Source organism: Desmospora profundinema (assembly GCF_031454155.1).
In the GTDB taxonomy this organism is placed as follows: Bacteria; Bacillota; Bacilli; order Thermoactinomycetales; family DSM-45169; genus Desmospora; species Desmospora profundinema.
Window position 1 is genome coordinate 74748 of the sequence record NZ_JAVDQG010000010.1, and the last position, 26351, is coordinate 101098.

At 53.6% G+C, this 26351-nt stretch carries 27 protein-coding genes; 8 read left to right on the forward strand and 19 right to left on the reverse strand.

Going from position 1 to position 26351, the window contains the following annotated elements; translation table 11 throughout:
• Nucleotides 1-41: 41 nt before the first annotated feature.
• The 4 genes from JOE21_RS17220 to JOE21_RS17235 form a co-directional block, all read right to left on the reverse strand.
• On the reverse strand, nucleotides 42-1184 hold the full coding sequence (locus JOE21_RS17220) for a S8 family peptidase (RefSeq protein WP_309868633.1): 1143 nt from the start codon (nucleotides 1182-1184) through the stop codon (nucleotides 42-44).
• Between the two features lie 854 nt (nucleotides 1185-2038).
• Complete coding sequence (locus JOE21_RS17225; protein ID WP_374709412.1) at nucleotides 2039-2389, reverse strand: NucA/NucB deoxyribonuclease domain-containing protein; 351 nt, start codon at nucleotides 2387-2389, stop codon at nucleotides 2039-2041.
• A 344-nt stretch (nucleotides 2390-2733) separates the two neighbouring features.
• Nucleotides 2734-3594, reverse strand: a complete 861-nt coding sequence (locus JOE21_RS17230) for a M23 family metallopeptidase (protein WP_309868636.1) — start codon at nucleotides 3592-3594, stop codon at nucleotides 2734-2736.
• A 689-nt stretch (nucleotides 3595-4283) separates the two neighbouring features.
• On the reverse strand, nucleotides 4284-6425 hold the full coding sequence (locus JOE21_RS17235) for a Tex family protein (RefSeq protein ID WP_309868637.1): 2142 nt from the start codon (nucleotides 6423-6425) through the stop codon (nucleotides 4284-4286).
• 520 nt (nucleotides 6426-6945) lie between these two features.
• On the opposite strand from JOE21_RS17235, the gene JOE21_RS17240 reads away from it, so the two are divergent.
• From JOE21_RS17240 to JOE21_RS17265, 6 genes are all read left to right on the forward strand, one after another.
• Complete coding sequence (locus JOE21_RS17240; protein ID WP_309868638.1) at nucleotides 6946-7218, forward strand: hypothetical protein; 273 nt, start codon at nucleotides 6946-6948, stop codon at nucleotides 7216-7218.
• 259 nt (nucleotides 7219-7477) lie between these two features.
• Nucleotides 7478-7720: a hypothetical protein gene (locus tag JOE21_RS17245; protein WP_309868639.1), complete on the forward strand. Its 243-nt coding sequence runs from the start codon at nucleotides 7478-7480 to the stop codon at nucleotides 7718-7720.
• Nucleotides 7721-7771: 51 nt separating this feature from the next.
• Nucleotides 7772-7933 (forward strand): hypothetical protein, encoded by a 162-nt coding sequence (locus JOE21_RS17250; protein ID WP_309868642.1) that lies wholly within the window; start codon nucleotides 7772-7774, stop codon nucleotides 7931-7933.
• Between the two features lie 412 nt (nucleotides 7934-8345).
• Nucleotides 8346-9173 (forward strand): NAD(+) synthase, encoded by an 828-nt coding sequence (gene nadE / locus JOE21_RS17255; protein WP_309868644.1) that lies wholly within the window; start codon nucleotides 8346-8348, stop codon nucleotides 9171-9173.
• A gap of 138 nt (nucleotides 9174-9311) precedes the next feature.
• On the forward strand, nucleotides 9312-10163 hold the full coding sequence (gene fdhD, locus JOE21_RS17260; protein WP_309868646.1) for a formate dehydrogenase accessory sulfurtransferase FdhD: 852 nt from the start codon (nucleotides 9312-9314) through the stop codon (nucleotides 10161-10163).
• 18 nt (nucleotides 10164-10181) lie between these two features.
• Nucleotides 10182-12455 (forward strand): FdhF/YdeP family oxidoreductase, encoded by a 2274-nt coding sequence (locus tag JOE21_RS17265; RefSeq protein ID WP_309868648.1) that lies wholly within the window; start codon nucleotides 10182-10184, stop codon nucleotides 12453-12455.
• Between the two features lie 82 nt (nucleotides 12456-12537).
• On the opposite strand, the gene sigB is transcribed toward JOE21_RS17265, so the two are convergent.
• The 9 genes from sigB to JOE21_RS17310 all read right to left on the reverse strand — a co-directional run bounded on the left by sigB (nucleotide 12538) and on the right by JOE21_RS17310 (nucleotide 19113).
• Entirely contained in the window at nucleotides 12538-13323 is a 786-nt protein-coding gene (gene sigB, locus JOE21_RS17270) for an RNA polymerase sigma factor SigB (protein ID WP_309868650.1), read from the reverse strand.
• Nucleotides 13283-13771 (reverse strand): anti-sigma B factor RsbW, encoded by a 489-nt coding sequence (gene rsbW, locus JOE21_RS17275; protein ID WP_309868653.1) that lies wholly within the window; start codon nucleotides 13769-13771, stop codon nucleotides 13283-13285. Before rsbW ends, sigB begins: the two co-directional genes overlap by 41 nt.
• 16 nt (nucleotides 13772-13787) lie before the next feature.
• Nucleotides 13788-14105, reverse strand: coding sequence for an anti-sigma factor antagonist (locus JOE21_RS17280; RefSeq protein WP_309868655.1), 318 nt, complete (start codon nucleotides 14103-14105; stop codon nucleotides 13788-13790).
• A gap of 58 nt (nucleotides 14106-14163) precedes the next feature.
• Nucleotides 14164-15165, reverse strand: coding sequence for a PP2C family protein-serine/threonine phosphatase (locus tag JOE21_RS17285; RefSeq protein ID WP_309868657.1), 1002 nt, complete (start codon nucleotides 15163-15165; stop codon nucleotides 14164-14166).
• Nucleotides 15166-15463: 298 nt separating this feature from the next.
• Nucleotides 15464-15814, reverse strand: coding sequence for a type II toxin-antitoxin system PemK/MazF family toxin (locus tag JOE21_RS17290; RefSeq protein ID WP_309868659.1), 351 nt, complete (start codon nucleotides 15812-15814; stop codon nucleotides 15464-15466).
• A gap of 4 nt (nucleotides 15815-15818) precedes the next feature.
• On the reverse strand, nucleotides 15819-16070 hold the full coding sequence (locus tag JOE21_RS17295; protein WP_309868731.1) for a CopG family ribbon-helix-helix protein: 252 nt from the start codon (nucleotides 16068-16070) through the stop codon (nucleotides 15819-15821).
• Nucleotides 16071-16363: 293 nt separating this feature from the next.
• Nucleotides 16364-17551, reverse strand: coding sequence for an alanine racemase (gene alr / locus JOE21_RS17300; protein WP_309868661.1), 1188 nt, complete (start codon nucleotides 17549-17551; stop codon nucleotides 16364-16366).
• Nucleotides 17541-17981 carry a hypothetical protein gene (locus JOE21_RS17305; RefSeq protein ID WP_309868663.1) on the reverse strand — a complete coding sequence of 147 codons (441 nt, stop codon included), beginning with the start codon at nucleotides 17979-17981 and terminating at the stop codon, nucleotides 17541-17543. The genes alr and JOE21_RS17305 overlap by 11 nt, the downstream gene beginning before the upstream one ends.
• An 88-nt stretch (nucleotides 17982-18069) precedes the next feature.
• The gene (locus JOE21_RS17310; protein ID WP_309868665.1) at nucleotides 18070-19113 is read right to left on the reverse strand and encodes an oxidoreductase; all 1044 of its coding nucleotides are present in this window, start codon (nucleotides 19111-19113) and stop codon (nucleotides 18070-18072) included.
• 425 nt (nucleotides 19114-19538) lie between these two features.
• Between JOE21_RS17310 and JOE21_RS17315 the strand changes: the two genes are divergently transcribed.
• Nucleotides 19539-19868 (forward strand): hypothetical protein, encoded by a 330-nt coding sequence (locus JOE21_RS17315; protein WP_309868666.1) that lies wholly within the window; start codon nucleotides 19539-19541, stop codon nucleotides 19866-19868.
• A gap of 10 nt (nucleotides 19869-19878) precedes the next feature.
• On the forward strand, nucleotides 19879-20196 hold the full coding sequence (locus JOE21_RS17320) for a hypothetical protein (protein WP_309868668.1): 318 nt from the start codon (nucleotides 19879-19881) through the stop codon (nucleotides 20194-20196).
• 43 nt (nucleotides 20197-20239) lie between these two features.
• Here the strand turns inward: JOE21_RS17320 and JOE21_RS17325 are convergent, their stop codons facing one another.
• From JOE21_RS17325 to JOE21_RS17350, 6 genes are all read right to left on the reverse strand, one after another.
• Nucleotides 20240-21277: an outer membrane lipoprotein-sorting protein gene (locus JOE21_RS17325; protein ID WP_309868671.1), complete on the reverse strand. Its 1038-nt coding sequence runs from the start codon at nucleotides 21275-21277 to the stop codon at nucleotides 20240-20242.
• A gap of 56 nt (nucleotides 21278-21333) precedes the next feature.
• Entirely contained in the window at nucleotides 21334-22887 is a 1554-nt protein-coding gene (locus JOE21_RS17330) for an NAD(P)H-hydrate dehydratase (protein WP_309868674.1), read from the reverse strand.
• A gap of 269 nt (nucleotides 22888-23156) precedes the next feature.
• Nucleotides 23157-23528: a holo-ACP synthase gene (gene acpS / locus JOE21_RS17335; protein ID WP_309868734.1), complete on the reverse strand. Its 372-nt coding sequence runs from the start codon at nucleotides 23526-23528 to the stop codon at nucleotides 23157-23159.
• A 19-nt stretch (nucleotides 23529-23547) separates the two neighbouring features.
• On the reverse strand, nucleotides 23548-24663 hold the full coding sequence (locus tag JOE21_RS17340) for an ABC transporter permease (protein ID WP_309868676.1): 1116 nt from the start codon (nucleotides 24661-24663) through the stop codon (nucleotides 23548-23550).
• Nucleotides 24660-25577, reverse strand: coding sequence for an ABC transporter ATP-binding protein (locus JOE21_RS17345; RefSeq protein ID WP_309868678.1), 918 nt, complete (start codon nucleotides 25575-25577; stop codon nucleotides 24660-24662). The genes JOE21_RS17340 and JOE21_RS17345 overlap by 4 nt, the downstream gene beginning before the upstream one ends.
• A 151-nt stretch (nucleotides 25578-25728) precedes the next feature.
• On the reverse strand, nucleotides 25729-26154 hold the full coding sequence (locus tag JOE21_RS17350; protein ID WP_309868681.1) for a DUF2621 family protein: 426 nt from the start codon (nucleotides 26152-26154) through the stop codon (nucleotides 25729-25731).
• Between the last annotated feature and the right edge of the window lie 197 nt (nucleotides 26155-26351).

A 26351-nucleotide genomic window follows, 5' to 3' on the forward strand; every position in this document is an offset into this window, starting at 1 on the left:
CCTGCTCAAGGGGGGGGATTTGTGTACGAATCCGTTGTCATCTAGTGATTTACCGCCGCTGCGGCATCAATACGACCATGCTGCCAATAGGTGCCCGTACCATCGATGGACTCCGCAGTTTCAAAGAGGGCTGTTTCGATTTCTGAAGCGTCGCGCCCCTGAGAAGCCAGCAGTCCGGCTACACCCGCCGCAAAGGGGGTAGCCATGGAAGTACCGCTGAAGTTTTCATATCCGCCATCCGGCACAGTGGAGTAGATGTCGGTTCCGGGAGCCGCAATGTCCACCCAGTCACCATGGTTGGAAAAGTCAGATTTCGTGTCATCGGATGTAGTGGACGCAACGGCAATTACATTTTCATAAAAAGCGGGATAGGAAGGAGTGGAGGCACCATCATTACCCGCTGCGGCTAAAACCAGGGAACCTTTGTCCCGGGCATAGTTTACTGCTTCCTCCAAGGTTTGAGCCCCTTGCGTTGAACCCAGGCTTAGATTGATCACTTCGGCACCGGCGTCAGCGGCATCACGGATGCCGTTGGCCACCGCTTCCAGACTTCCCGCTCCGTTTGCATCCAGGACCCGGACCGCATAGATGCTCACATCGGGAGCCGTCCCGGCAATCCCAATTCCATTGTCGGTATGGGCCGCGGCAATCCCGGCCACATGAGTGCCGTGTCCGTTTTCATCCATGGGATCCTCGTCATTGTCTATGAAATCGCCTCCCTGGATCACTTTCCCTTTCAAGTCCGGATGGTTGTAGTCCACCCCCGTATCCACCACAGCGATCTTGGCATCATTTTTTCCTTTCGTTACCTCCCAGGCCTTTGTCGCTTGGATCGTTTCCAGCCCCCATTGTTTAGAAAAGTCTGGATCATCGGGTGTATCCGAGGCGTAAAAGCGGATATTGGGTTCCGCGTATTCCACTTTGGGATGAGCATTGTACGTTTCCAGCGCTTCCTCCACCGATTGACCCTTCACCTGTACCACCTGAAAGCCGGCTTCGGTATTTTTGGAAATCACCTTGGAACCCAACGATTGATGGGAGAAGGCGGCTGCACTGATCCCCATGTCATCCTCGAATTTCACAATGATCTCATTCGAGTGGGCATCCATTTGGATTTCGGCAGCCTGTACAGGGAGTGTGAACGGAATCACCATGGCCAGAGTCCATACAAACGCCGTCAACAACGTTAGTGCACGTTTGATAAAAACCACTCCTAAACGGGTATTTTTTTAACAAAAATAATATTCTCGCTTATATCTCAATACCCTTCCAATTCAGATAATTAATTAGAAAAATTATATAGTTAGTTCCATTTAACGATGTATTAGTCCCATTATAAAGCAATACTTAGGATTAAATATCCGTTTAATTCAGTATTCAGTGTATATTACTGGGATAATCCGGTGGTTATTAGTCGACGAGAAATCGAAACCATTGCTTCATTTTCCCGAAAACCGTTGACTTATATCCTGTTTTTTTACCCAATAACCTGTAATTAGAGAGTAAATTCACCCTGCTTTCTCGGTAGGATTTAGGAGTAAACGGCAAAAAGCCGGTGAATCGACACCGGCTTTTCCATCCGGATTTACAGGAACTGCCGTCTGAAAGCCCACGGTTTTAATCGTGGATGAAAGACGGCGTTGCTCGGATCCCCCTTTAGGGGGTGGCAAGAGCAACCCATTCGTAGTACAATCGAACGTATGAGCGGTGCTCATCCCACTCATAGTGGGTTGTTCCTTGAAAACGTTATGGTATGGGGTTCCAGCGGCGAACGAGTCTCTCCCGCTGGGTAAAACCATAAGAGTGAGTGAAAGGAACTAGCGTACTGGTAACAGGTACGCCGCCCATGCGGGTACATGCGGCTTAGTCGTAGAACTGCATGGGACGGGCTGATGAGATACCCCAAGGGCACTTCCGATGGGCGCACCCCTGAACTTGGGAGTTGTCCGAAACAGAAATGGACTGAGGGCGCTAACTACCCAAGCGACTGAAGGAAGTCCCCCTGTGGGAAATCCCATGCCTTCAGGCGTGTGGAGTCTCAAGGAACGACAAACTTCACCCGGGTGCCGTCGGGATGTTCCCGCAGCTGGTTTCCCACCCACGATCCCGCTCCCCGGTTGTCGGAAGGGTCGATATAACGGACACTGGCTCCTTCGCCGCCTTCCTCACACATGGCCATCGGCCATTCATCCCGGTCGAATCCCGATTTAGTCGGAATGTTGGCCAGGGATAATTCCCTTCTGCGGTCGGAACCGTCCCGGTCGATGGTGCAAACCTCCGAATGCCCCTTGGAGATGGCATCCGCAATATGGCTTGCCGTCTCCGGGTAGCGATCCGTCGGAAAGGTAAGCGTCAGATCATATGCCTCAGGTGTTTCAGTTGCGGTGATTTCAGATTCCTCCTCGAGGACTTCCAACACCGCATTCCATAGATCCTCCACTTCGGACGCTTCACAGCCGGTGACATTCCACAAAACGAGCACCAATACGAGTGCAAGCCACCCTCTTTTCTTACCCAAACCCTTCACACTCCGTTCCCAGTCCTTTCGCGCTTTCTTCGAATTTTAGCACCACCATCCAGATACCCCGCTCCGTTTTTCTTCTCGCTTTACGTTAAGGTGTCAGTCGGCTTGGTTTTCCGCCTCCGTTCCAATGCGTAGCCAGTCACTTCGCCGGAAAACCAAGCCTCCCTCCAAGAAAATACATCCATGTTAAAAAAGGAGCACTTGCATCGTCAGCCCTCTTTCCCATCCGCTTGAGCTGCTTCCCAGGCCCTCAAGAAAGCATAGGGGTTGATCGCTTCCCGCATCGGGGACCACGTGCTTTCCCGGACATAGACACCGAAGTGGAGATGAGGAGCGAACTGTCCTGTGGTGCCTTCCGGCCCGTATCCGCTGTCCCCCACATAACCGATGATCTGTCCCTTTTTCACCTTGGTGCCCGTTTGAATCTCTTCGGCGTACCGCTCCAGATGCGCATAATAAAAGGAGATCTGCGGATATTCATCATCCATGATGGTCAGACGCCATCCCCCCAACTCGTTCCACCCTTTGGACACGATCCGTCCATCTGAAACGGATCGAATCGGAGTGCCTTTGGCAGCAAACAGATCGGTCCCTTCGTGGGGCCGACTGCCGCCGTAGGTGCGGCTGTCTCCCCATGTGTCGCCATAATCGACGTTTTGGTCGGCGTCGAAGGGAAATAGATAGGATTCCGCCAGGGGAGACGCCGCCCAGCGGTAGGATCGTGCCAATGCGATCACCTGCTCCGCATCCGCCTCCGGGATCAGGGAGTGCAGGGCCCGTTCCGCATCCCGATCTGTCAGCCGCCCCTTACCAGCGGCTTTACGCATTTCCTCTGCGGAAGCGAGGATTTGACGCCGGTCCAAGCTCTCATATCCGTCACCGTTCTCATGCCAGGCCGCTAAATAAGGCCAAGGCACGCCAACCTCCGCTTCTGCCTCGGCATAAGCGGCCGCCAAGTCTCCCGGTACGTTCATATCGGGAATCTCGGTTCCCTGACTCATATCGTATACCCAATAAATCGCGAGCCCCGCCGCTCCCAGCAACAACAAACGAAACATCCAACGAAGCACAAACGGTTCCTCCCCTCATCCGGTCGGGATGATCGGTGTGGTCTTCTTTCGGTTGGACGACTTCTGTTTTTAGAAGAAACCATCGATACAAATCTATTATCCTGAAGGATAGCATTTCGCTCAAGCAAGCAATCATCATAAACCGTGACAAGTTGAGCAAACCCGTCCCGTTTAGGGCGTGTCTGAACAATCCGTAGGGTGAGATTCCGGGCCGGTATGGCTGTCTTCGTTTCGTTGCAAAAAGTGCATAGCGAGACCGGGAGCGAAGTGACCTAGGCGAGACTTGTGCTCTATGAGTGCAAAGGCGAACCAAAAGCCAATCCGACCCTTCCTTCTACTCACGGAAAAATGAATAACCAGACAAGAACTAGTACTACAGTTGTACTTATAAGAGCAGGCGCAGATGTGAGAAGGGAGGGTGGTGGGATGGCTGCGATCCTTTGCACTCACAGAGCACAAGTCTCGCCTGGGTCACTTCGTTCCCGGTCTCGCTATGCGCTTTTTGCAAGAGATCGAAGACAGCCCGCCAGCCCGACCAACCCACGCTCCTATACACTCTTCGTACAAATGCAACTGTAGTACTAGTAAACGTGTTGGATCGCAGAAATCCCGCTTCCATACGAAACAGAGCCGGGCCTTGCCCTAAGGCGCCCCGACTCTGTTTCCATACACGTTCTTTTTCCTCCGGCTCACACCGGTACCATACTGAGGGAAACACGTTCCCGCTCTGTGTCCACGGACAAAACCCAGACATCGACAACATCGCCCACACCGACGACATCCATGGGGTGCTGCACAAAACGCTGACTCATCTTGGAGATGTGAACCAGCCCGTCGTTTTTCAATCCAATATCCACAAAAGCGCCGAAATCGACCACATTGCGGACCGTTCCTTTCAGTTCCATCCCCTCGCGCAGATCCTCCAACTGTAATACATCGGAACGGAGCACCGGCGCCGGCAGTTCCTCCCGGGGGTCCCGCCCCGGCCGCAGCAGCGCTTCGACGATATCGCGCAAAGTGGGTTCCCCGCAATCCAGACGCCGGGCCATCCCGGCAATATCGACGGCACGCAGCTTCTCCTTCAGCTCCGGCATCCCGATCGCCGCCGGTTGGCTTCCCAACTCGTTTAACAAAGCTTCCACCACCGGATAGGATTCGGGATGGATCGGAGTGCGGTCCAGAGAATTGTCCCCTTCGGGGATCCGTAAAAACCCGATGCACTGCTCATAGGTTTTGGCTCCGAGGCGGGGTACTTTTTTCAACTGGGTCCGTTCGGTAAACCGTCCTTCCTCTTCCCGGCGCCGGATAATGTTTTTCGCCACCGAAGCGTTGACACCGGAAACATACTGCAATAACGAAACGGACGCAGTATTCACATCAACACCGACGTGGTTTACCGCGGATTCCACCACGGTGGACAAGCTTTCTCCCAATCGTTTTTGAGAGACATCATGCTGATACTGTCCCACTCCCACCGCTTTCGGTTCGATCTTGACCAATTCCGCCAGGGGATCCTGCAGTCGGCGGGCGATGGAAACCGCGCTCCGCTGCGCCACATCCAGGTCGGGAAACTCCTCCTTGGCCACCTTGGAAGCAGAGTAGACACTGGCTCCCGCCTCATTCACCATGATGTAGTAGACGGGGCGTTCCCACTCCTTAATCAATTCCGCGACAAACGATTCCGTTTCACGGGAGGCGGTTCCGTTACCGATGGCGATTAAGTCGATTTGATACATCTGAAGCAGACGTATCACCGTTTGTTTGGCGTCTTTAATCCGGCTTTGTGGCGGTGTGGGATAAATCACTCCCACCTCATGCATTTTTCCGGTGTCGTCCACCACCGCCCATTTACAACCGGTCCGGTAGGCTGGATCCAACCCCAAGACCCGTTTTCCCCGGATCGGCGGTTGCAGCAGCAGCTTTCGCAGGTTTTCCGAAAAAATATGAATCGCCTGCTCTTCCGCCGCTTCCGTCAAAGCGGCACGGATTTCCCGTTCGATGGAGGGGAAGATCAAGCGCTTGTAACTGTCGGCGGCCACTTCTTTCAGGAAGCGGTGCGGACGGCGGGACAGAGTCCGTTCCAATCGAGTCAGGATGGGACCGTCTTCTTCCACTTCGATGCGCAGCTTCAGTACATCCTCCCGCTCCCCGCGATTGACGGCTAAAATCCGATGGGACGGCATTTTGCGGACGGATTCCCGCCGATCATAATACATTTCATAGACGGAACGTTCGTCCGGATTTTTAGCTTCGGACACCAGTACGCCCCGGTTCCACATCCGTTCCCGCACCCATTTGCGGATATCCGCATCATCCGCCAGCTCTTCCGCCAGGATATCCATCGCTCCTGCCAGGGCGGCCTCAGGGGAGTCGACTCCTTTTTCCTCATCGACATAGGACGGGGCCAAAGCGGTCACTTCCTCTTCCGACTCCGCCGCCCGCATCGCCTCAGCCAGCGGCTCCAACCCGCGTTCCCGGGCCACCGACGCCCGTGTTTTCCGTTTGGGGCGGAATGGGCGATACAGATCCTCCACGGTTTGCAGTTTGTCCGCCGCCTCGATTTTTGCCCGCAGTTCATCAGACAGCTTGCCCTGCTCGTCAATGAGGCGGATCACTTCTTCCCGGCGTTGACCCAACTGCATCAAGTAGTGGTTTCGTTCCTCGATGGCACGAAGCTGTTCCTCATCCAGCTCCTGGGTTCTCTCTTTACGGTAGCGGGCGATGAACGGAATGGTGTTCCCTTCCTCCATCAATTCCACGCTGGCCTGCACTTGCCCCGGACGCAGCTCCAGCTCCGCCGCGATCTTCTGGATTCTCTCGTTTGCTTCCATATGCCCCTCCGTATCCAATCAAATTTCGCTCCATCATCATACCTTCTTTGCCATCGAGGAGCAATTCGACCCTTGGAACGGACCGTATCTGCCAAAAGAAGTAGACAGTAATTGGTACAGACAATAGATGTAGATAAGTTGGTCAACCAACAACGAATTTTTTCTTTCAATTTCTAATAATCAGGATTCATGGAACGCATCTGCGATAAAATCGGTAACATCTCGCTTACGGGTGGCGGAAATCTCCTCGATCAACTCCATACCCTTTGAAACATTGTAATTTGGTATCAGGAGGAAGAAGCTCCTACATAACACGGACCATGACAAAACTACCTCCGAAGAACGGGCTAGCAATGGTCCCTTTTTTATGCCATCAATCCCATATTAGATAGCTCAGCGTGTTTACCCTTTATTCACATTGGTATTGCTACTATAATTTTTATATCTGATGGTTTTTTTAATGTTAAATATAATCATTTCGTACTATTATCAAATATATTTTTATAATGATAGAATATTGATGAAAAAATCTAATATTGGGGTTGGGAAAATGAATAATTTATCCAAGCTTGTATCCGTGTGTATGACTTTCTTGCTTGCGTTTGGTCTGTTATTTACTCCTCATGTTCAAGCAAGTGATCTGGACGATGAAATTTTTGAAGAAGAGGAGTATGTTGATTATTATGTAGAAGGTACAGAGGATGATGAGGAAGATGATAGTGAATTAACTGAATCATACAGTATAAATAGCGGAGAATACGGTGCAAAAGAAGGAAGGCAAGAAAACAGATAAGCATTCTACGTACACGAAAGACCAATTAAAAGATGGAAAATTGCCGACTAAATCCAGAAAATACTCAAGCCATGACTTGTTAAACTCTAAAGGAAAGGTTAAACAGAGACGATATTACGATGGTAAGGGACGGGCTGATATGGATATAGACTATACTGATCATGGGAATCCAAAACAGCATCCGAAGGTTCCTCATCGACATGATTGGACATGGAAAGATGGAAAAGCTACAAGGTCAAAAGGTTATTGAGGTGAGTGTATGGAGAAACTTTCATACGAAGACTTCGTACAAGATTTAAACACTGGTCATGACATTGAGTTTGAATATATTGGTAAAAAATACTCAATTACCAATTCACAAGATGGTTTTTCACTTTGTGAATACAATTCAAGTGAACCCATTACTTTTGCAAGTGTGGCAGAGTTATTGGAGAAAGCTAAGATTAGTGGAAGAACGATCAAAGAGATATGGCCGGAGATTAAGGTTAAAGACATTTTTTGACTATTAAAGCACCCATCAGGGTGCTTTTCTTATGCGAAAGGAGTTAGGATCATGGCACATATGACAGCTGGGCAAGTTCATAAACACTTGAAGGACAACCCTGACCGGGCACTGGAGGCAGACAACCTGGAAAGTGTGTGTGCTGCCTGTCACAACCAGTTGCACCCAGAGAAAGCAGGTGGGAAGGCGAGGAGGAAGCGCAAAGCGCAGTGATAAAGATAGTTGGAAATGGATGAAAAAGGGTTGAATGGTACCCCTTATTCCCTGTTGACCCATTCTCAGAACCGGGAGTCTTCCACGAGCCCGTCACCGCGGAAGGACAGCAAATCATAACCAAAACGTAAATAAAAGCTCTCTCAACGAATGAGAGAGCTTTTATCATGGAAACGATCGATCTCCCATTCACGAAACCACATTTTTCTGATACAATTTCGGATCCGTCTGACAAAAACACCGGTACGGGGAGCAAAAGTTTCGTTTCAGTCTCACGCAAAATAGGGAAGCGTAATCAGTGACAACTGGCTTCGAATACCCTTACCATCTGTCATTTTAGCCGACAGCAGATGTCAAATAACCGAACATTTGATATAACTAAAGTAGTTATCGTCCAAAGGAGGATTTCCGTATGAGACCCCTACAAAAGGAAATCATCGACGAACTGCACGTTCGTTCGTCCATCGACCCGGAACAAGAGGTGCGGATGCGCGTCCAATTCATCAAAGAATACTTGCGTCACACCCGTGCCAAGGGATTGGTTCTGGGAATCTCCGGGGGGCAAGATTCCAGCCTCGCCGGGCGCCTCTGCCAATTGGCCGTGGAAGAGCTTCGTCGTGAAACCGGGGAAGCATACCGTTTTATCGCCATGCGCCTTCCCTACGGCGTCCAGCAAGATGAAGCGGACGCACAACGGGCACTCCGCTTTATCCAACCGGACGAAACGCTGACCGTTAATATTCAGGAAGCGGTAGAAGCCACCGTGAACGCTTTCCAAGCAGCCACCGATGAACTCTTATCCGATTTCGTCAAGGGGAACGCCAAAGCGCGGGAGCGCATGAAGTCCCAATACGCCGTCGCCGGTGCCTATCATCTGCTGGTGGTGGGAACCGACCATGCTGCTGAAGCCGTCACCGGCTTTTTCACCAAATTCGGGGATGGGGCCTGCGACCTGATTCCCCTGTTTGGCCTCAATAAGCGGCAGGGCAAGGAATGCTTGCGACATCTGGGTGCCGAAACGGCCATTTACGAAAAAGTGCCGACCGCCGATCTGTTGGATGACCGTCCCGGTCAGGCCGATGAGGCGGAGCTGGGCTTAACGTATCCCGTCATCGACGATTATCTGGAAGGAAAAGAGGTGGACCCGGAAGCGGCTCAACAAATTGAAGACAAATTCCTGTCCACCCGCCACAAGCGAACCGTTCCCGTCTCCCCGTTTGACGCCTGGTGGAAAGTATAACCCTTGCGCTACATCGATGAAACCGCCGTTCCAGTGACGGCGGTTTTTTCGTTTCTTCCCTCCGATTGCAATCCCCGCCAAAATGGGATAGCGTAAAAAGAAAAGAATGTTCACTTTTGCCTGAAACGAGGAATCCCAATGCACACCACACCCCTTTTCTCCTCGTCGTCGCGTCGCAGGATTGAGGAGGTTCACCCCGACTTTCGGAAGCATCGGATGGATGAGGTAACGGTGGAAGAACCTCTGGAGATTCGCCTTCTCCCCTCTCAGGCTCCGGAAGCGGTGCCGCTGGCTGTCACCATGCGCACTCCCGGCCACGACTACGAGCTGGCCGCCGGTTTTTTGTGGACGGAAGGCATCCTGGAGAATCCCGCGCAGATTCACCGTATTTACTACTGCCGCAATCCCCGCGAACCCCAGTATTTTAATATCGTTCAGGTGGCACTCCAGCAGGATGTTGCAATGGATTGGAAGCGCTTTACCCGTCATTTTTACCAAACATCCAGCTGCGGCATCTGCGGAAAGGCCTCCTTGGAAGCGATCCGCGTGCGGGGAGTGGCACCCGTAAAGCGGACCTTCCAGATCTCACCCTCGGTGATCCGATCCCTGCCGGAGGCGTTGAGGCGGGAACAAACCGCCTTTGACCGCACCGGGGGACTGCACGCCGCCGCCTGGTTCGACTGCGAGGGCAGCCTCCTGGCATTGCGGGAGGATGTGGGTCGACACAACGCTGTGGATAAATTGCTGGGGAGTTTATTCCTATCCGGCGCGCCGCTGCATGACGGGATTCTCATGGTGAGCGGGCGAGCCAGTTTTGAAATTATGCAAAAAGCGGCGGTGGCCGGAGTAGCAATGGTGGCGGCGGTGTCCGCCCCCTCTAGCCTGGCCTGCGACTTGGCGCGGGAATTCGGGATCACGTTGATCGGCTTTATGCGGAAAGACCGGTTCAATATATACACCGGCGGTGAACGAGTGGAAGAGGAACGTTGAGTTTCAGGAGGGATCGGCATGGAACAAAAACGGAAAAAGGGATGGGATTCCACCAGCTGGGCTTCTCTTACCCCTTTTGGGATGGGAGAGACAAAACCCCACCATTTCAAAGAAATGATCCGGGTCGCCTGGGAAAATCGCGACCAACTGGGATACGCCTGGCGAATCCTCAACCAGGGATGCTGTGACGGATGCGCCTTGGGGACGACAGGAATGAAAGATTGGACCTTGCCGGGCACTCACTTGTGCATGGTCCGGCTGAACCTATTGCGGATGAACACCATGCCCGCCTTGGACGGCGAAATGCTTACCGACCTCAATCAGTTGAAGGAGCTGAACAGTCGGGACATGCGGGAATGGGGCCGCCTTCCGTATCCCATGCTGCGCCGCAAAGGGGATGCTGGTTTCCATCGAATTTCCTGGGATAAGGCGCTGAATCTGGCAGCGGATCAAATCCGGAAAACGATTCCGGAACGGCTGGCGTTTTACCTGACTTCCCGCGGGATCGGCAACGAGGTGTACTTTGCCGCCAACAAAGCGGCCCGCTTCCTGGGAACCAACCATATCGACAACGCTGCCCGCATCTGTCATGCTCCCAGCACCGTCGCCCTGACCCGATCCACCGGTGTCGGTGCCACTACACTCTCTTATACGGACTGGATCGGAACCGACCTGTTGATTCTGGTAGGTTCCAATTTGGCCAACAACCAACCCGTCGCCACCAAATACATCTACCACGCGAAAAAAGCCGGCACCAAAGTGGTGGTGGTTAATCCCTATGAAGAAGAGGGGCTAAAACGATACTGGGTTCCCTCTGTGACTGAAAGTGCCCTATTCGGAACAAAACTGACCGATGATTTCTACTCTGTCTCCATCGGCGGAGATGCGGCGTTTTTTAATGGCGTCCTGAAACACCTGATCGAAACGAAACGAGTGGATCGTCCGTTCATCGACGGCCATACCCGGAATTTCGATGAAGTGGAGCGTCATGTCACCCATCTGTCATGGGAGGAACTGGAGCGCTCCGCCGGTACCACCCGGAAAGAAATGATTCGATTTGCAAATCAATATGCCGATGCCGACACTTCCATCACGGTCTGGAGCATGGGAGTGACCCAGCACAGTCACGGTACAGACAATGTACAGAGCCTGGTCAATTTAGCGTTGGCCATGGGGCGCATCGGACGCCCCCACACCGGCCTTAACCCGATACGCGGCCACTCGGGGGTACAAGGCGGTGCCGAGATGGGAGCAGTCCCCAACGCCTACGGCATGGGGCTGCCCGTTGAATCGGAATCTGCCGACCATCTGAAGCAGCTGTGGGGGTTCACTCCGCCGACCCAGCCGGGATTAAAGGCGGGGGCCATGATCCAAGCCGCCTATGAAGGAAATTTGGACACGATGATGGTAATCGGGGGAAACTTCCTGGAAACCTTGCCGGATCCGCTGATTGTCCGGGAGGCATTGGCCCGCATTCCGCACCGTATCCATCAGGACATCGTTCTCAGTCCTCAGATGCTGGTGGAACCGGAGGCAGAAGATGGCTGGGTGCTCATCCTGCCCGCGGCCACCCGTTATGAAACACCCGGCGGAATCACGGAAACATCCACCGAGCGGCGGGTCATTTTCAGTCCGGAGATACCAGGACCCCGTATCGAAGAGGCACGACCCGAATGGTGGATACCAGTAGAGATCGCCAAACGCGTATACCCGGAGCGGGCTTCTCTCATTCATTATGAGGATCCCGCTGCCATCCGGGCAGACATTGCCCGCACCATCCCCGCTTATGACGGTATTCAGCACCTGAAGAAACAGGGGGACCAGTTTCAATGGGGGGGCGTCCGATTATGCGAAGACGGAAACTTCGCCACCGATGACGGACGGGCTCGCTTTTACCGGGCGTCGCTGCCCCATACGGATATTCCGGAGGGAATGTTTCGAGTCGGTACCCGGCGGGGCAAACAGTTTAACAGCATGTTGTGGGGGGAACACGATCCCCTCACCGATTCGGTACGGGAAGATGTGTTCATCTCCCCAGCTGATGCCGATTCACTCCGTTTGGCGGACGGCGATCCGGTTTTGTTGCGCTCTTCCTTTGGCGAGATGAAGGGACGGATTAAACGGGTGCCCATTCAGCCCCGTAACCTTCAGGTCCACTGGCCGGAGGGAAACGCGCTCATTCCCTTCGGCCGCTTCGACCGGCTGAGCGGGGAACCCGATTATCACACCATCGCCGAGTTGATCCCATTGAAAGCCTCCAGTGGAATGGAAGCTGCCGCGGGGCGGGCGTAAGCCTGTTCCGCGGTTTTTGATGGAAAATAAAAAACCGAGGTTTTCGGAATCCGTCCGTTTCCGACATCCATCGGTTTTAACGTTAAATGATTTCGGTCGGCTCCATTCGGATCGCCTCCCGCAACTTGCGCAGAGCCCGTCGCTGCAAGCGGGAGACGTGCATCTGGGAGATTCCCAGGTGTTCACCCGCCTGTTTTTGGCTCATATTGTCGAAGAAGGTCATCTGGATGATGTCCCGTTCCCGGTCTGTAAGCACTTGGAAGGCCCGTTCCAACAGCATCTGCCGGTCCACTTGTTCGTAGCCGTGATCCGCATGGCCCACCAAGTCCAACAACGTCACATGGCTGCCGTCACTGTTGGCTTCGATCGGGCTGTCGACCGAGACCGCATTGTAGCTGCGGCCCATTTCCATCGTTTCCAAGACTTCCTCCGGACTGACTTCCAGGTATTCCGCGATTTCATCCACATGGGGAGAACGTTGAAAGCGGGTAGTCAATTCCTCCACCGCTTTTTTGATACGGGGGCCAAGCTCCTTAATACGGCGGGGTACATGGACGCTCCACGTCTTGTCACGGATGTAACGCTTGATCTCCCCTACAATCGTCGGAACGGCAAATCCTTCAAAGCTGCGTCCATAAGTGGGATCATACCGTTTCAGGGCGGCAAGAAGACCGAGCATCCCTACTTGGGTTAAATCTTCGAAAGGTTCGCTCCCCCTGGAAAATTTAGAAGCCATCGTCTCTACCAAGGAGGTGTAATGTTCCACCAATTTCGCTTGAACGGCTTCGTCCCCCTCCTCCTGATAGAGACGGATCATTTCAAGGATTTCACCATCGGTGAGATTGCGTTTCTGCGGGCGAGTCGACATCTTGATCCACCTCGTCCCTTCGAATAAACTTGGTGAGCGTCACAACCACCCCTTGACTGCCGTTAATTTCCACACGGTCCATCAGGGTTTCCATCAAATGTAGACCCAGCCCCCTTTCTCGCATCGCGGTCAGCGGCAGCCGGGAGTCAATCGGGCCGGAGCGACGTTTGACGCAATCGATGTCAAAACTGTTGCCCTCGTCTTTCACCATCACTTCCAGCCGATCACGATAGATCCGAAACTGGATCACAATATTGCCGGCTTTGCCGGAATATGCGTGATCCACCGCATTGGTGCAGGCTTCCGCGACGGCTAACTTCATATCCTCAATCTCATCATAATCAAAGCCCATCCGGTTGGCGATGCCGGAAACGGTCAAACGGACCACACCCACATACTGGGCTTTCGCGGGGATGGCCAATTCGATTCGATCGCTGGAATGCACCACAGAACACCCACTCCCTTTACACTCCGTCTTCAATATCTATGATCTCGGTCAAGTTGGTGATTTGCAGCAGTCGATTCAAGCGTGGACTGATCCCCGTCAACACCAGACGGCCGTTTTGAGCACGCAGGGACTTATATGCACCGATCAGAACGCCCAATCCGGTGCTGTCCATATAATCGACTTGGGACAGATCCAGATGAATCTCGCGGTCAGCCTTGCACAAAGGCATCAGTTTTTCCCGCAGCTGCGGCGCAGTATACGCGTCCACTTCCCCCGACACGACCAACGTGGTCACATTCGCTTTTTGAGTCCGTTCTTGTATCGATACATTCATTCTCTCAACCTCCACACATGAGACTTTCCCCCAGCGATTTCATTTGAAACCTCTTCGATCAGGACGAACGTCGGATCATCAGGATGGTCTGATCGTCTTTCTGCTCATGGTTGGCTTGTTCGTAAAGATCCTGATACATCGCTTCCACTCCTTGCTGGGCGGGCAGGTGAATATTCGAAGCGATCAGCTCCTTGAAGCGTTCCCGCCCCAAAAAGCGACCTTTGATACGGGCTTCCGTCACTCCGTCCGAAAACAAAATGACCGCATCACCCGGATCCAATTGGAGTTCGTACTCCTCATAGGAAATCTCCTTCGTCACTCCCAGAACCAGTCCCCGGGTGGTCATATCGCGAAATTCCCCGGTAGCGGCGTGGTAATAAAATCCGGGCTCATGTCCGGCAGCCGCATAACGAAACTGATGGTGATGAATATCATATACCCCATATACCATGGTAATGAACATGCTTGGATCCACATTCCGTTCCACCACGATGTTCAAACGGCGTAAAATGTCCGAGGGACTCAGTGGCTGTTCCAGTTGATCCATGGCATATTTGATCATGGACATGCACAAGGCGGCCGGGATCCCTTTTCCGATAATATCCGAGAGAGCGATGCCCACAGCCCCGCATCCGTGATCCACAAAATTATAATAATCCCCACTCATTCGTTGGGCGGGAACACTGATCACCCCAACCTCCAATCCCGGCAAACAAGGCAGAGCATCCGGCAACAGTGTCTGCTGCATGCCCACTGCCACTTCGATTTCATATTCCAATTCCTTTTGCCGGGTCCGCAAACTCTCGTGCTCGCGCAAAGAGATCCCGTAGCCGATCATCATTTCGATCAGCATATCAAACGAGTCGCGAACGGCGGAGGGAAGTTCCGGCAACTCATTTTTCACCGCTTCGGCGTGGTAGCTGACCATCTCTTCCGGGGGGATTTTCTGTTCCATCATCCACTTGCTCATCTGTTGCGCCTCATACAGATGATCTTCACTCTTGTCCCGTAGGTAAGAGGTGAGCAACTCCCGATACTGTTGAATAATCTGTTCTTGCATCCTGTCACCTCGTATTCGTGGCGTCGATGCCACCCCGCTCCGTCATCTCGGCAGTTTCCTTCATCGATCGGCGCCACTTAGTGGCTTGTTGACGGTTATCCGGCACCAGACGGATTCATACGAAAACCATCCCGATCTGGAAAAATAGACCCAACGACTCCTTGCGCTTCTCAAGGTTAGAAAGGACGATGGTGATTATTTCTCTATTATTATACATGATCCAATCCCGGATCGGTTATATGGAAAAAGATAGGGAACACAAAAAAAGAGAGGCGCAGCCACCCCTCCTTACTCCGTTTTAGAAATCGATAAGTCCCAAACTGATATTGAGCGCCTCGTTCACCCGACTCATCATTTCCTCATCCAGATGGGTGATTTTATCTGTAAGACGCTGCTTGTCAATCGTTCGAATCTGTTCTAATAGGATGACGGAGTCCCGGTCAAACCCATAGGATTTCGCGTCGATTTCGACATGAGTAGGGAGTTTCGCCTTCTGGATCTGAGCGGTGATCGCGGCGATGATGACAGTGGGGCTGAACCGGTTCCCGATGTTGTTTTGAATCACCAAAACAGGCCGAACCCCACCTTGTTCTGATCCGACCACTGGCGAAAGATCGGCAAAGTATACATCGCCACGCTTCACAATCAAATGCTTACACCCCACTAACCAGTCGAATCGTCGTGTCGTCAGCCTCTTCTTCCGCTTCAAACGCTTCGGAAGCAATATTTAGATTGATCTTAGCCATTTCCATATAACCTTGTTGCATCATTTCCCGGATCAGCCGTTTTTTCCGTTCATGGAGGTACAATTTCATCGCTTGACGGACAAACTCGCTGCGATTGGAATTCTCCTTCTCCACCAACCCGTCTACTTCCTGGAGCAAATGCTGAGGCAGGCTAATCATGATTCTCTTTGTGTCGGACAACGTAAAGCACCCCCAACCAATCGTCACCGTTGGCGATTTCCCTTTTCAATACTACCATTATGTTAAAGCTGTTGCAAAAATATACTTTGGGTGTCCACCTGTCGACAACAGCCGACTGACAAGAACTCTTACATTTTCACCGCCTTTTTCAACGGATGAATCCGGTAGGCGGACAGGGTCTCTATCCCCGCCGAGACCAACCGGGGACAATATTAAAGGTATTCGATTACAATGGCAAAATTCCTTCCCGCAGGATATTGATTTCAATCCTGTCAGAGAAGTTTTTGCGATGGATCCAACAACAAATTTCGGATGCTGACACGATTGCCGGAACGTGTATAAATCCGCGGGATGCGCCGGTCCAACATACAAGTGATCTCATAGGAAATCGTACCGAGCAAAGTGGCGACTTGATCTACGGTCACCGCTTCCTCTCCTTGCCGACCGTAAAGAACCACCTCATCTCCCGTTTTCACCGGCATTGCATCGGTCACATCCAACATCGTCTGATCCATGCAAACCCGGCCCACCACCGGCACCCGCTTCCCTTGGACCAATGCTACCCCTTTATTGGACAATAATCGGCTGTATCCATCGGCATACCCGACGGGAAGAGTGGCGATCCAGCGAGTACCGTCCACCACCCGTGTCTTGCCGTAGCTGATCCCCATCCCCTCTTCCGGACAAGCCAGCCGTGTAATCTTCGTTTTTAAGGTAAGGGCGGGTTGAAGTTTGACCGCCACCCGGTTCACATCAGGGGAAGGATAATATCCGTACATGCTGATCCCCACCCGGACCATCCCATGAGAATACTCCGGCAGATCAATGGCCGCAGCGCTGTTGGCACAATGAATCAACGGGATCTTGATCCCCTTTTCCCCCAGCCGGTTCACCACCTCCATCAAGCGGTAATGTTGATCCTTGGCATAGGTTTTATCCGGTTCATCGGCAGTGGCAAAGTGGGTGAATACCCCCTCGATCACCACCCCGGAACGATCCACCCATTGCTCGATGAGAGCTATCGCCTCATCCGGCCACAATCCCAACCGGCCCATTCCTGTATCCACCTTGACATGAACACGGGCTGTCCGGTTATGGCGACGGGCGATCTCCGCAATCGCCGCCATGGTTTCGCCATCGGACACGGTAAGAGCCGTATCCAACTCCAATGCCTGTTCCAATCCCCGCGGCGGAGTGTGACCCAGGATCAGGATGGGTGCCTGAATGCCCGCTTCCCGAAGTTCGATCGCTTCATCCAGGAAAGCCACGGCCAGATCGGTCGCCCCCGCTTCCAGGGCAGCTTGCGAGACCCGAATCGCCCCGTGTCCGTAGGCATCCCCTTTCACTGCCACCATCAGGCGCACTCCGGGTGTCAACCACTGTAGAAACTCCTTCACATTGTGGGCGATGGCATCTAAATCCACCTCCACCACCGTATCTCGGTATCCTTCATGAACCACGTCGTTTCAGCCCCCGTTTATTCAATTCCAACTGAGCAGCCAGATCCTCCAGAAACGGATCCGTTACCAGCAACGCTTGTTTTTTTCCACGGATATCATACTGGTTGGGTAAATCATAGGTGGGCTTCACTTGATGGAGCGGCACCTCGTCCCGTCGGCGGCCCCAGTGGATCACCAAACGGTCTTCATACAGCACATAACGCGGTCTCTTCCATACCCGCCATATCGCTGGCACCATCCCCATCACCACCCCGCCCCATCCCAACACCGTCAGCATAAACGACACCGAGCGCAGATTTTCAAACAGGGGCAGCACCACCAGCAGCCCCGTCAGGAAGAAACCGATTTCCGCCAAGCGCAAGGTTCGGTTCTTCCGGTACAGCAAGACCGAATAAGGCGTCCGTTCATCGCGCACCGGTCGGATAGCCATTTCTCCACCCCTCGCTCCCCCGTCGGGAATTGTCCCATTTTGTCAGCCCCTATCATACAACGACCGCTTAAAATGAACAATCACTCCGTCACCAGTCCACTGTCCGTCCCAGGGCTGCACTTTCCACCGCCCGCTCAATGACCCGGATCACCTGCGTCGCCTCGTCCGCGGTCACAGGGACGGGGGCATGGCCACGGATGGCATTCCTTACCCCTTCATAATAGGACTCGTAGGAGCCGCGCAGGGTGGGCACCCGCTCAGAAATCCTTCGACCGTCTTCCACAACAAGAGTGGCGTAAAAGTGCGGATCCTCTTCTCCCCAACCTGGATCTTTCGGTCGCCTCCCTTTTTTCAAATCCTCTTCCTGACCGTCCAGCCCCCATTTGATGAAGCTTCCTCTCTCCCCGTGCACCTCAAAACGGGGGCCCGGCTCTGCCACCATCGAGCCGCCGCTCAGCACCACCCGCCTCCGCTTTCCGTATGCCAACGTAAGATAAAAATAATCCGGCACCTGTGCTCCCCATCGCTGGGGAAACAGGTCGGCCGTCACGGTATCCGGCATTCCAAACAGGCACAAGGCTTGGTCGATCAAGTGGGAACCCAAATCATACAGCGTTCCGGCTCCCGGTTCGTCCCGTTCACGCCAGCGGTCCCGCACCTGCGGGCGGAAGCGGTCCCAACGAGCATGGTAGGTATGCACCTCTCCCATGCGCCCTGCCTCCATACACGACCGCAAGGTAAGAAAGTCGTTATCCCACCGTCGGTTGTGAAAAGCGCTCAGAACCCGCCCCCTGTCCAGGGCCAGTCGGTTCAACTCGTCCCCTTCCTCCGAGCGGATGACGAAGGGTTTGTCCACCACCACGTGCTTACCAGCCAAAAGCGCCCGCTTTGCCAGGGAAAAATGAGTCTCATTAGGAGATGCCACCACTACCAGGTCTACACTTGGGTCGGCAAACAATGCCTCCGGATCGGATTCCACCCGGACATGGGGATGATTCCGAACCACTTCTTCCCCTCTGTTGGCTGTTACTGCCGCCATCCATGTAAACCCTGGAACCGACTCTACCAATGGGGCATGAAACACGGACCCTGCCAATCCGTACCCGATGATGCCGACGCGTATGGGATCCATCCGTCCGTCTCCTCTCATCTGAATAGTCTGCTCCCATGGTACCATTGCCGCCTGCTGCATTCCAATCTAGGGCGTCTGAACAATCCGTAGGGCGAGATCCCGGGTCGGTATGGCTGTCTTCGTTTCGTTGCAAAAAGCGCATAGCGAGACCAGGGAACGAAGTGAACCAGGCGAGACTTGTGCTCTATGAGTGCAAAGGCGAACCAAAAGCCATACCGACCCTCCCTTCTACTCACAGAAGATTGAATAACCAGACAAACCTTAGTCATAGGGTACCCAAACCAGAGGCAAGATGCGAATAATATAAGAAGGGACAAATAGGAACAAATAGCTCCAAAAAGGGTGGCATAAGAGTGGCTGATTGGTCTTCCAGAGAAAAACGGCACTTGTTTCTCATCATCCGTAAGTGAAATGAGGGGTTTTCATTGAAACAACGGGCCATCAATGCCTTGAAATGGTGGCTGCCCATCACCGCATTCCTTTACTTCATGCAGTGGTTCGACTATGTTGCGTTTGCTCCAACCGCCCTGTTTTCCGGGGTGGAACTAACGTTTAATCACGCGTTTAATTGGCTCGTCCCCGCGGCGTTTGCCCTGGTATTTTTCGCTATCGGGATTCCCCAGAAAAAAGCGGCAAAGGAGTCCGTGAGAAAGCAAAAAGCACGCCATATTTTCCGAGCACTGGGCTGGATCGGCGGAATCTTGTTGGTCGCCTATCTGGCTTGGGGCGTCTTGCGAATCGTCTTTTTCATATAAGGAGGAAACGATGGAAAGTAACCGATGGAGAGCGGAATTGGAAGATCGGTTTGGGGATGATTGGCGGAAAGCGGTCACATGGCAGGTGGGTAAATGGATCCTTTATATGGGTGTGATTGTCGTAATCGCGACCAATTATGCAAAAACGAACATAGGGATTCCGATTCTCTTGATCTTGTTACTATGTGGTGCACACTGGTGGGGAAACCGTACCTGGGATTTAGAGCGGATATTTAAACAGACACTTCTTTACCGATGGATTGAACGCCCCCTTCATGTGACGGGGTTTCTCGTGATCATATGGTCCATCTTCACTTATACCAATTAAATCCCATACACACAAAAAAACCGCCACCCCGGTGGCGGGTCGATCATTTTTCTTCCTCTTGCCCGTAGAAGGATTGAGCCACTTTGAGGAGTTCTTCTTCAGGCAATTCTCCGATCAATTCCAGTTCCGTGCCTTCGTACATCCAGGAGAGGCGCTTTTTGCCGTCCATCTCCAGCAGAATGCCGACGGTGTAGCCCAGGTCCACTGGTTTTCCGTAAGCCGGGGCACTGGCTTCCACGGAGACGGGCTGTTTCTGGGTAAGAGTGAAGGGATTCTCCCCTTGGTACCGGGTGATCACCGCCGGGCCGTCGGGGGTTTCCACTGTGGTCTCATCTGCCGCTTTGTACCCTTCGGGAATATAGTCCGGTGTGAACACCGCCAGGCTGTTATCCGGCTTGTCGTCAGCCGCTTCTTTCTCCTCCGCCAAGGTAGGGACGCTGCGTCCGGCATAACCGGTCATGTTGCGTTCCATATTGAAGGCGTCTTTGTCAAAGGAAGCATCCGCCTCAAAGCTTTCAAACTGAACCTCTACCATCACTTTCTCTTCGTCATTTAATACCTGCACTTTTTGTGGATTGTACTTATGGTCCATCCAGATCTGCTGCTTGACGAGGGATTGGTTTTGAGAATAATTGGCCGCCACTTCGAACTGGTAGCTCTTTTCCGCGGGTGTCACTTTGCGGGCGGAGTCATCGATAATACTGCTTAACAAGGACTCGTACAGGTAAACCTGCCCACTGTTTTCCGGCCAATCGCTCTGGAAGCGGAAGCTCTTCTCCAAGTGCGGGGTTAACACGAACACACCATCATCATTGCGCAAGAGAATCTGTGTGACATCCTTCTTGGTATTGGTAAGCGACACACGGTAGTAGTGGGGCTTTTTATACCAGACCTCCACTTCGTATTCCTGGGGAGCGGTTCCACTGTTGATGGTCATGGTACCTTTGCTCTTGTAACTTTCCATCTTCTCCGAGCGTTTGGACAAATCGCTTACGATTTGCTCCGGGGTTTTTTCGCCGCAGCCTGCGAGCACAACGGATACCAATAGCAACACGGCGCAAACCCATGCGATCCGACGCATTTCATCCACCCTTTCCCGATGGAGAGACGCCAGGTCTATCCTTCGAAATGTGTCGGTCAGGCACGGGAGCGCGATGGGATCAATCGATGGAGAGCAGGTCCGATGGCACGGATGACGTCAGTGGCGATCACGCTGTCGGAAACATCGGTCACGGCCAGGCGGCCGGCGAGACCATGCAGATGAACCGACAAGGCCGCTGCCTCGGCGGGCGGGACGCCTCGGGCCAACCACGCCCCTGTCACCCCCGTCAACACATCGCCGGAACCGGCTTTGGCCAAAGAAGGGGAGGCATTTCCCTCCACGACGCACGAGCCGCCCGGGGAAGCGATGAGAGTGTGTGTCCCCTTCAGTACCACGAAGACACCGTATTCCCGCGCCCAATCCCGCGCCACCCCGGGACGGTTCCCCTCCACTTCGCTAACGGTGGAGCCGGTGAGGCGAGCCATCTCCCCCGGGTGGGGGGTAAGCACCACCGGAGCGGCAGCCTCCCGCAGGATGGCGGGATCACGGGACAAGGCGTTGAGGGCATCGGCATCCAGCACCACCGGACAATCCAGGGAGAGAAACCGCCTCAACCAGTCACTGTTGGGAACCGGACCCAAACCGGGTCCGACAGCAACCGCACTGAATCGATGTTTGCGTTCCTCCCACCCAGCGGGAAACGCATCGGCAAAACCGCCGTTCCCCTGATCGGGCCAGCCCCATACCAGCGATTCCGTCACCTGGGATGCCATAGCTGTCTCCTGACTTTGAGGCACACCGACTGTCACCATTCCGACTCCGGTACGGTAAGCGGCCATCGCCGATAAAGCGGCGGCCCCCAGCATGCCTCGGGATCCCCCCACCACCAGCAGGTGGCCATGGGTACCCTTATGGGACCAGGGGGAACGGGGAGCCAGATGCTTTTCCCAACCATCCGGTCCATTCAGACGAGCTAGGGGAGACCGAAGGCGGACAACGGATGCGGGAATTCCAATTTCGGCAACCGTCAGCTCACCGCAAAACTCCGCTCCCGGCAGCAAGTAGTGGCCCCACTTCGGACCGGCGAGGGTGACGGTCCAATCCGCCCGTACCGCCGCTTCACCGGCAACGGCACCGGAGTCCGTCTCCACTCCGCTGGGGATGTCGACCGCCAAAACACGCCCCCATGCTTCCCGATTGATCAGAGCGATCACCGTCCGGAAAGGCTCCCGCAGCTCACCCCGAACTCCGGTGCCCAAAAGGGCATCGATCACCCAATCGGACCGGCGCAGATCAGCCGTCAAATCGGGGATCCGCTGCGGCTCCCAGCGATGAGGCTCAGGTGCCGATCGTTGGCAAGCATCGCGAAATATCCGGGTCTCCGGGGACATCTTCTCCTCCTGTCCCACCTGCCACAGACGGACCTGCCAACCTGCCGACGCCAACAGACGGGCAATCACAAATCCGTCACCGCCGTTGTTTCCCGTGCCGGCCAACACCACCGCTTTTGCCGGACCGGGATCCCGCTCATGTAACAGCCGGGTTACCGCCTGGCCTGCATTTTCCATCAGAACTGATCCCGGCACACCGACCGTTTCGATGGTGTACCGATCCAAATCGCGCATTTCCTGTGCAGTATAGAGATACAAGGATGTCCCTCCCAACCGCGTTACCATCATATGTCCCAGTTCAGGGCGATATGCAGACAAGGATGACAGGCTCAGGATTAGGGTATGTCTGAACAATCCGTAGAACGAAAACCCGGATCGGTATGGCTGTCTTCGTTTCGTTGCAAAAAGCGCATAGCGAGACCGGGAACGAAGTGAACCAGGCGAGACTTGTGCTCTATGAGTGCAAAGGCGAACCAAAAGCCATACCTACCCTCCCGCGTTCTTGCGGGAAGATAACCGGACAAGCCTTATCCCCTCTGTTCCATAACGGCAAAAGCGAGGGCGTGATCCTCGGTATGCGTGATGGAAAGATGGATCTGTACATCACCCAACCATCCGAGCCGCCTGCGGGCGGCATCGGATACATGGGCGATCGGCTTCCCCCGTTCATCCGGATGGATGGTGATGTCCCGGAAGCCCACCGTGGCTCCGATGCCGGAACCAGCCGCCTTGGAAATCGCCTCTTTGGCGGCGAAACGGCCGGCCATCCACTCGATCAAGCGCTGTCCGCCTGCGGGGATCGTTTCCCGCTCTTCCGGCGTAAGAATCCGACCCGCCAGCCTTTCCGGGCCGAATCGGGCAATGCGAACACAAGAGACGCTGTCGGTTCCCACTCCCATGATCACGGTGTCACCCCCATTATTTCACATCCCACCGGAATGTGGCAGCGGCCACGGTAAAGGATACAAACAGCCACGCCGCCAGAATGGACAGCGGCATCGACAGCTGGGCAAGGGTGGCCCCATCGTTCATCACTCCGCGCAGGGAATCGGTCAGATGGCCGATGGGGATCAGCTGAATTAAGGGCTGCAACAACCCCGGCAAATCCCGGATCGGAAAGAAGATCCCGCCGACAAAGATCATAGGAAACGTAACCAAACCGGCGATCGGTGCCGCACTCTCCGGATTTTTTGCCAGGCTTGCGATAATGAACCCGATGGACATAAACGTAAGGGTCCCGAGCAATAACACGGCCAGCAAAAGCACCCACGACCCGTTCACTTGCACGTCAAATAGAAAATATGCCACCAGCAGCACCGTCACTGCCTGCAACCCGTTCAACAGGACTCGGGCAGTGATCTGACCGGCGATAAAAGTGGAACTTTTCAAAGGCGTTCCCTGCATCCTTCGCAGGATGCCCCTCTCCCGCCAGGAAGCGATGGTAGCCGCTACTCCGTTTAAGTTGTTGCTCATGATCATAAGAGAGAGAATGCCCGGTACCAGGAAGTCGATATAACCCAAAGGACGGGCTTGGACATCCACCTGTTCCGTGGATACGACCGGCCGGAAACCCACCAATTCCTTGTTGCGCTCGTCCACCACCTGGGCGATAACAGAAGTACCCACTTCCGACACGGTGGGATTGCTTCCATCCAGGTAGAGGGCAATCTGTTCTACCGCCCGAGCTTCGCCGGAGGATTGAAACCGTTCCACTTCTTCACCCAGCCCTTTTTTTAGTACCACCATCATATCCGCCTCTCCGGATCGAACCTGTTCCAGTCCGGATTTCCGGTCAGCGGCGGTAACCGCCAGTCCTTCCGTCCCCTGAAATGCGTCCGCCAGTTCCCGGGACACTGGCGTTTGATCTTCGTCCACCACCACGGTTTGGAGAGTGAATTGATTTCCGCCGTTTCCTAAAAACGTGCCCAGGGCCAACATCATAAAAACAGGCAGCAACAAAGACCATATAATCGTATTTTTGTTTCGTATAAACAGCAGCAGCTGGGCCAGCGTCAATCGCCAGTATGCCTTCATGCGTCTGTCAACCTCTTTCCCGTTCGTTGCAAAAACACATCTTCCAAAGTAGCCGTTCGGGTGCGCATCCCTAATAGATCCCACTTTTTCTCATCAGCCAGGGGAATCAGACGCCGCAGGGTATCCTGCAGCCGATCCGTCAGTAGGACAGTCGCCCCGTCCTCCGACTGTTTCACTTCCTTCACCCCGTCCAAGTCGCGAAATGTCTGGGCGGGCTCGGGACGTTCCAACACAAATTCAACCACACTGTCCGAAGCCAACTGACGGATCAAACCCGCCGGCGAATCGAGGGCGATGATACGGCCTGTATCCATAATCGCCACCCGGTCGCACAATTGTTCTGCTTCCTCCATATAGTGTGTGGATAAAAAAACGGTTCGGCCCTCATCCTTCAGGCGCTGAACAATCGCCCACAGATCCCGGCGTGCTTTGGGATCCAAACCGGTAGTGGGTTCGTCCAGAAAAATCACTTTGGGATCGTGCACAACCGCCATGGCGATCGCCAGTCGCTGCCGCTGGCCGCCCGACAGGTGTTTCACCAATGTTTTCGCCTTTTCTTCCAGATCGAAGGAAGCGAGCAACTCCTCCACCCGTCTCATTTCACGGTAAAAACTGCCGTATAAAAGGATGATTTCACGGGTGGTCAGATGATCGAACAAAGCCGTCGATTGCAATTGTACACCGATATGTTCCTTGACTGTATTTGGTTTGCGGACCGCGTCCAGACCGTCAATCAAAACCTTGCCTTCATCGGGAGTGCGAAGCCCCTCCACCATTTCCATCGTGGTGGTCTTACCAGCACCGTTTGGACCCAGGAGACCGAAAATCTCCCCTTTGGCCACTTCAAAACTGACACCGTCCACCACGCGTTGACCGTTATATGCTTTGACCAGATTCTCCACTTGTATCATCATGGTGTTTTTAAAAACCCCTCCTCTTGCCGGAGGCGGTAATCCGCTCCGCTTTCTTCGCTGTACGTTCAAATGCTTGGATCCAGTATAGCACAGGGCATGCCAAACCAATCAAAAAGGGCACCACCGGGAACGCTGCCCGGTCATGCCCGCGTTACTTCAACAGTTTCTGGTAGGGTTTAAGATCCACTTCTTTTTTCTTCAGGGTTTCCACCAGCCACTTATGATCTCGCTTGGGCGTGGCCTGGATGTACCCGCGAATGATCAAGTCCTGATTCATCGCGTCGGCCTTTTCCTTTACCGCCAACTCACCGATTTTGCCTGCAATCGTCTGTTTGGCTGTATCCCGAAAGGGTTTGGGAACCGGTTGAACCAGTTCATTCAACAGTTTCTTCTGTTCCTCCGTCCAAAGGTGATGTGTCTGCTGGATATAATGCTCCTGCCAATCCAATGCCGACTTCCCGTCTTCTTTCGGCATCCCTTTTAGAAACTTACGGAACATGAAGTACCCGCCCGTACCCAAAAACCAAGCCATAAACAAAAACCACAAAACCATGACCCATAGGATCCAATCCGGCATCCGCATTCACCTCTTGGCTACGCGGCCGCCCGAATGGACGGCCCCAAGTCATCCCCATTGTAGCACGAGCCATGTGGATAAGACCATTCCAGGGAGTGGAGAAGCGCCTGTCTGCCATTATTTTCGGCATCTGTTCACAATTGCGATTTTCGTTTTGTTTTCCGTAAACGCCCAATATGATATATATTGTAACTTGG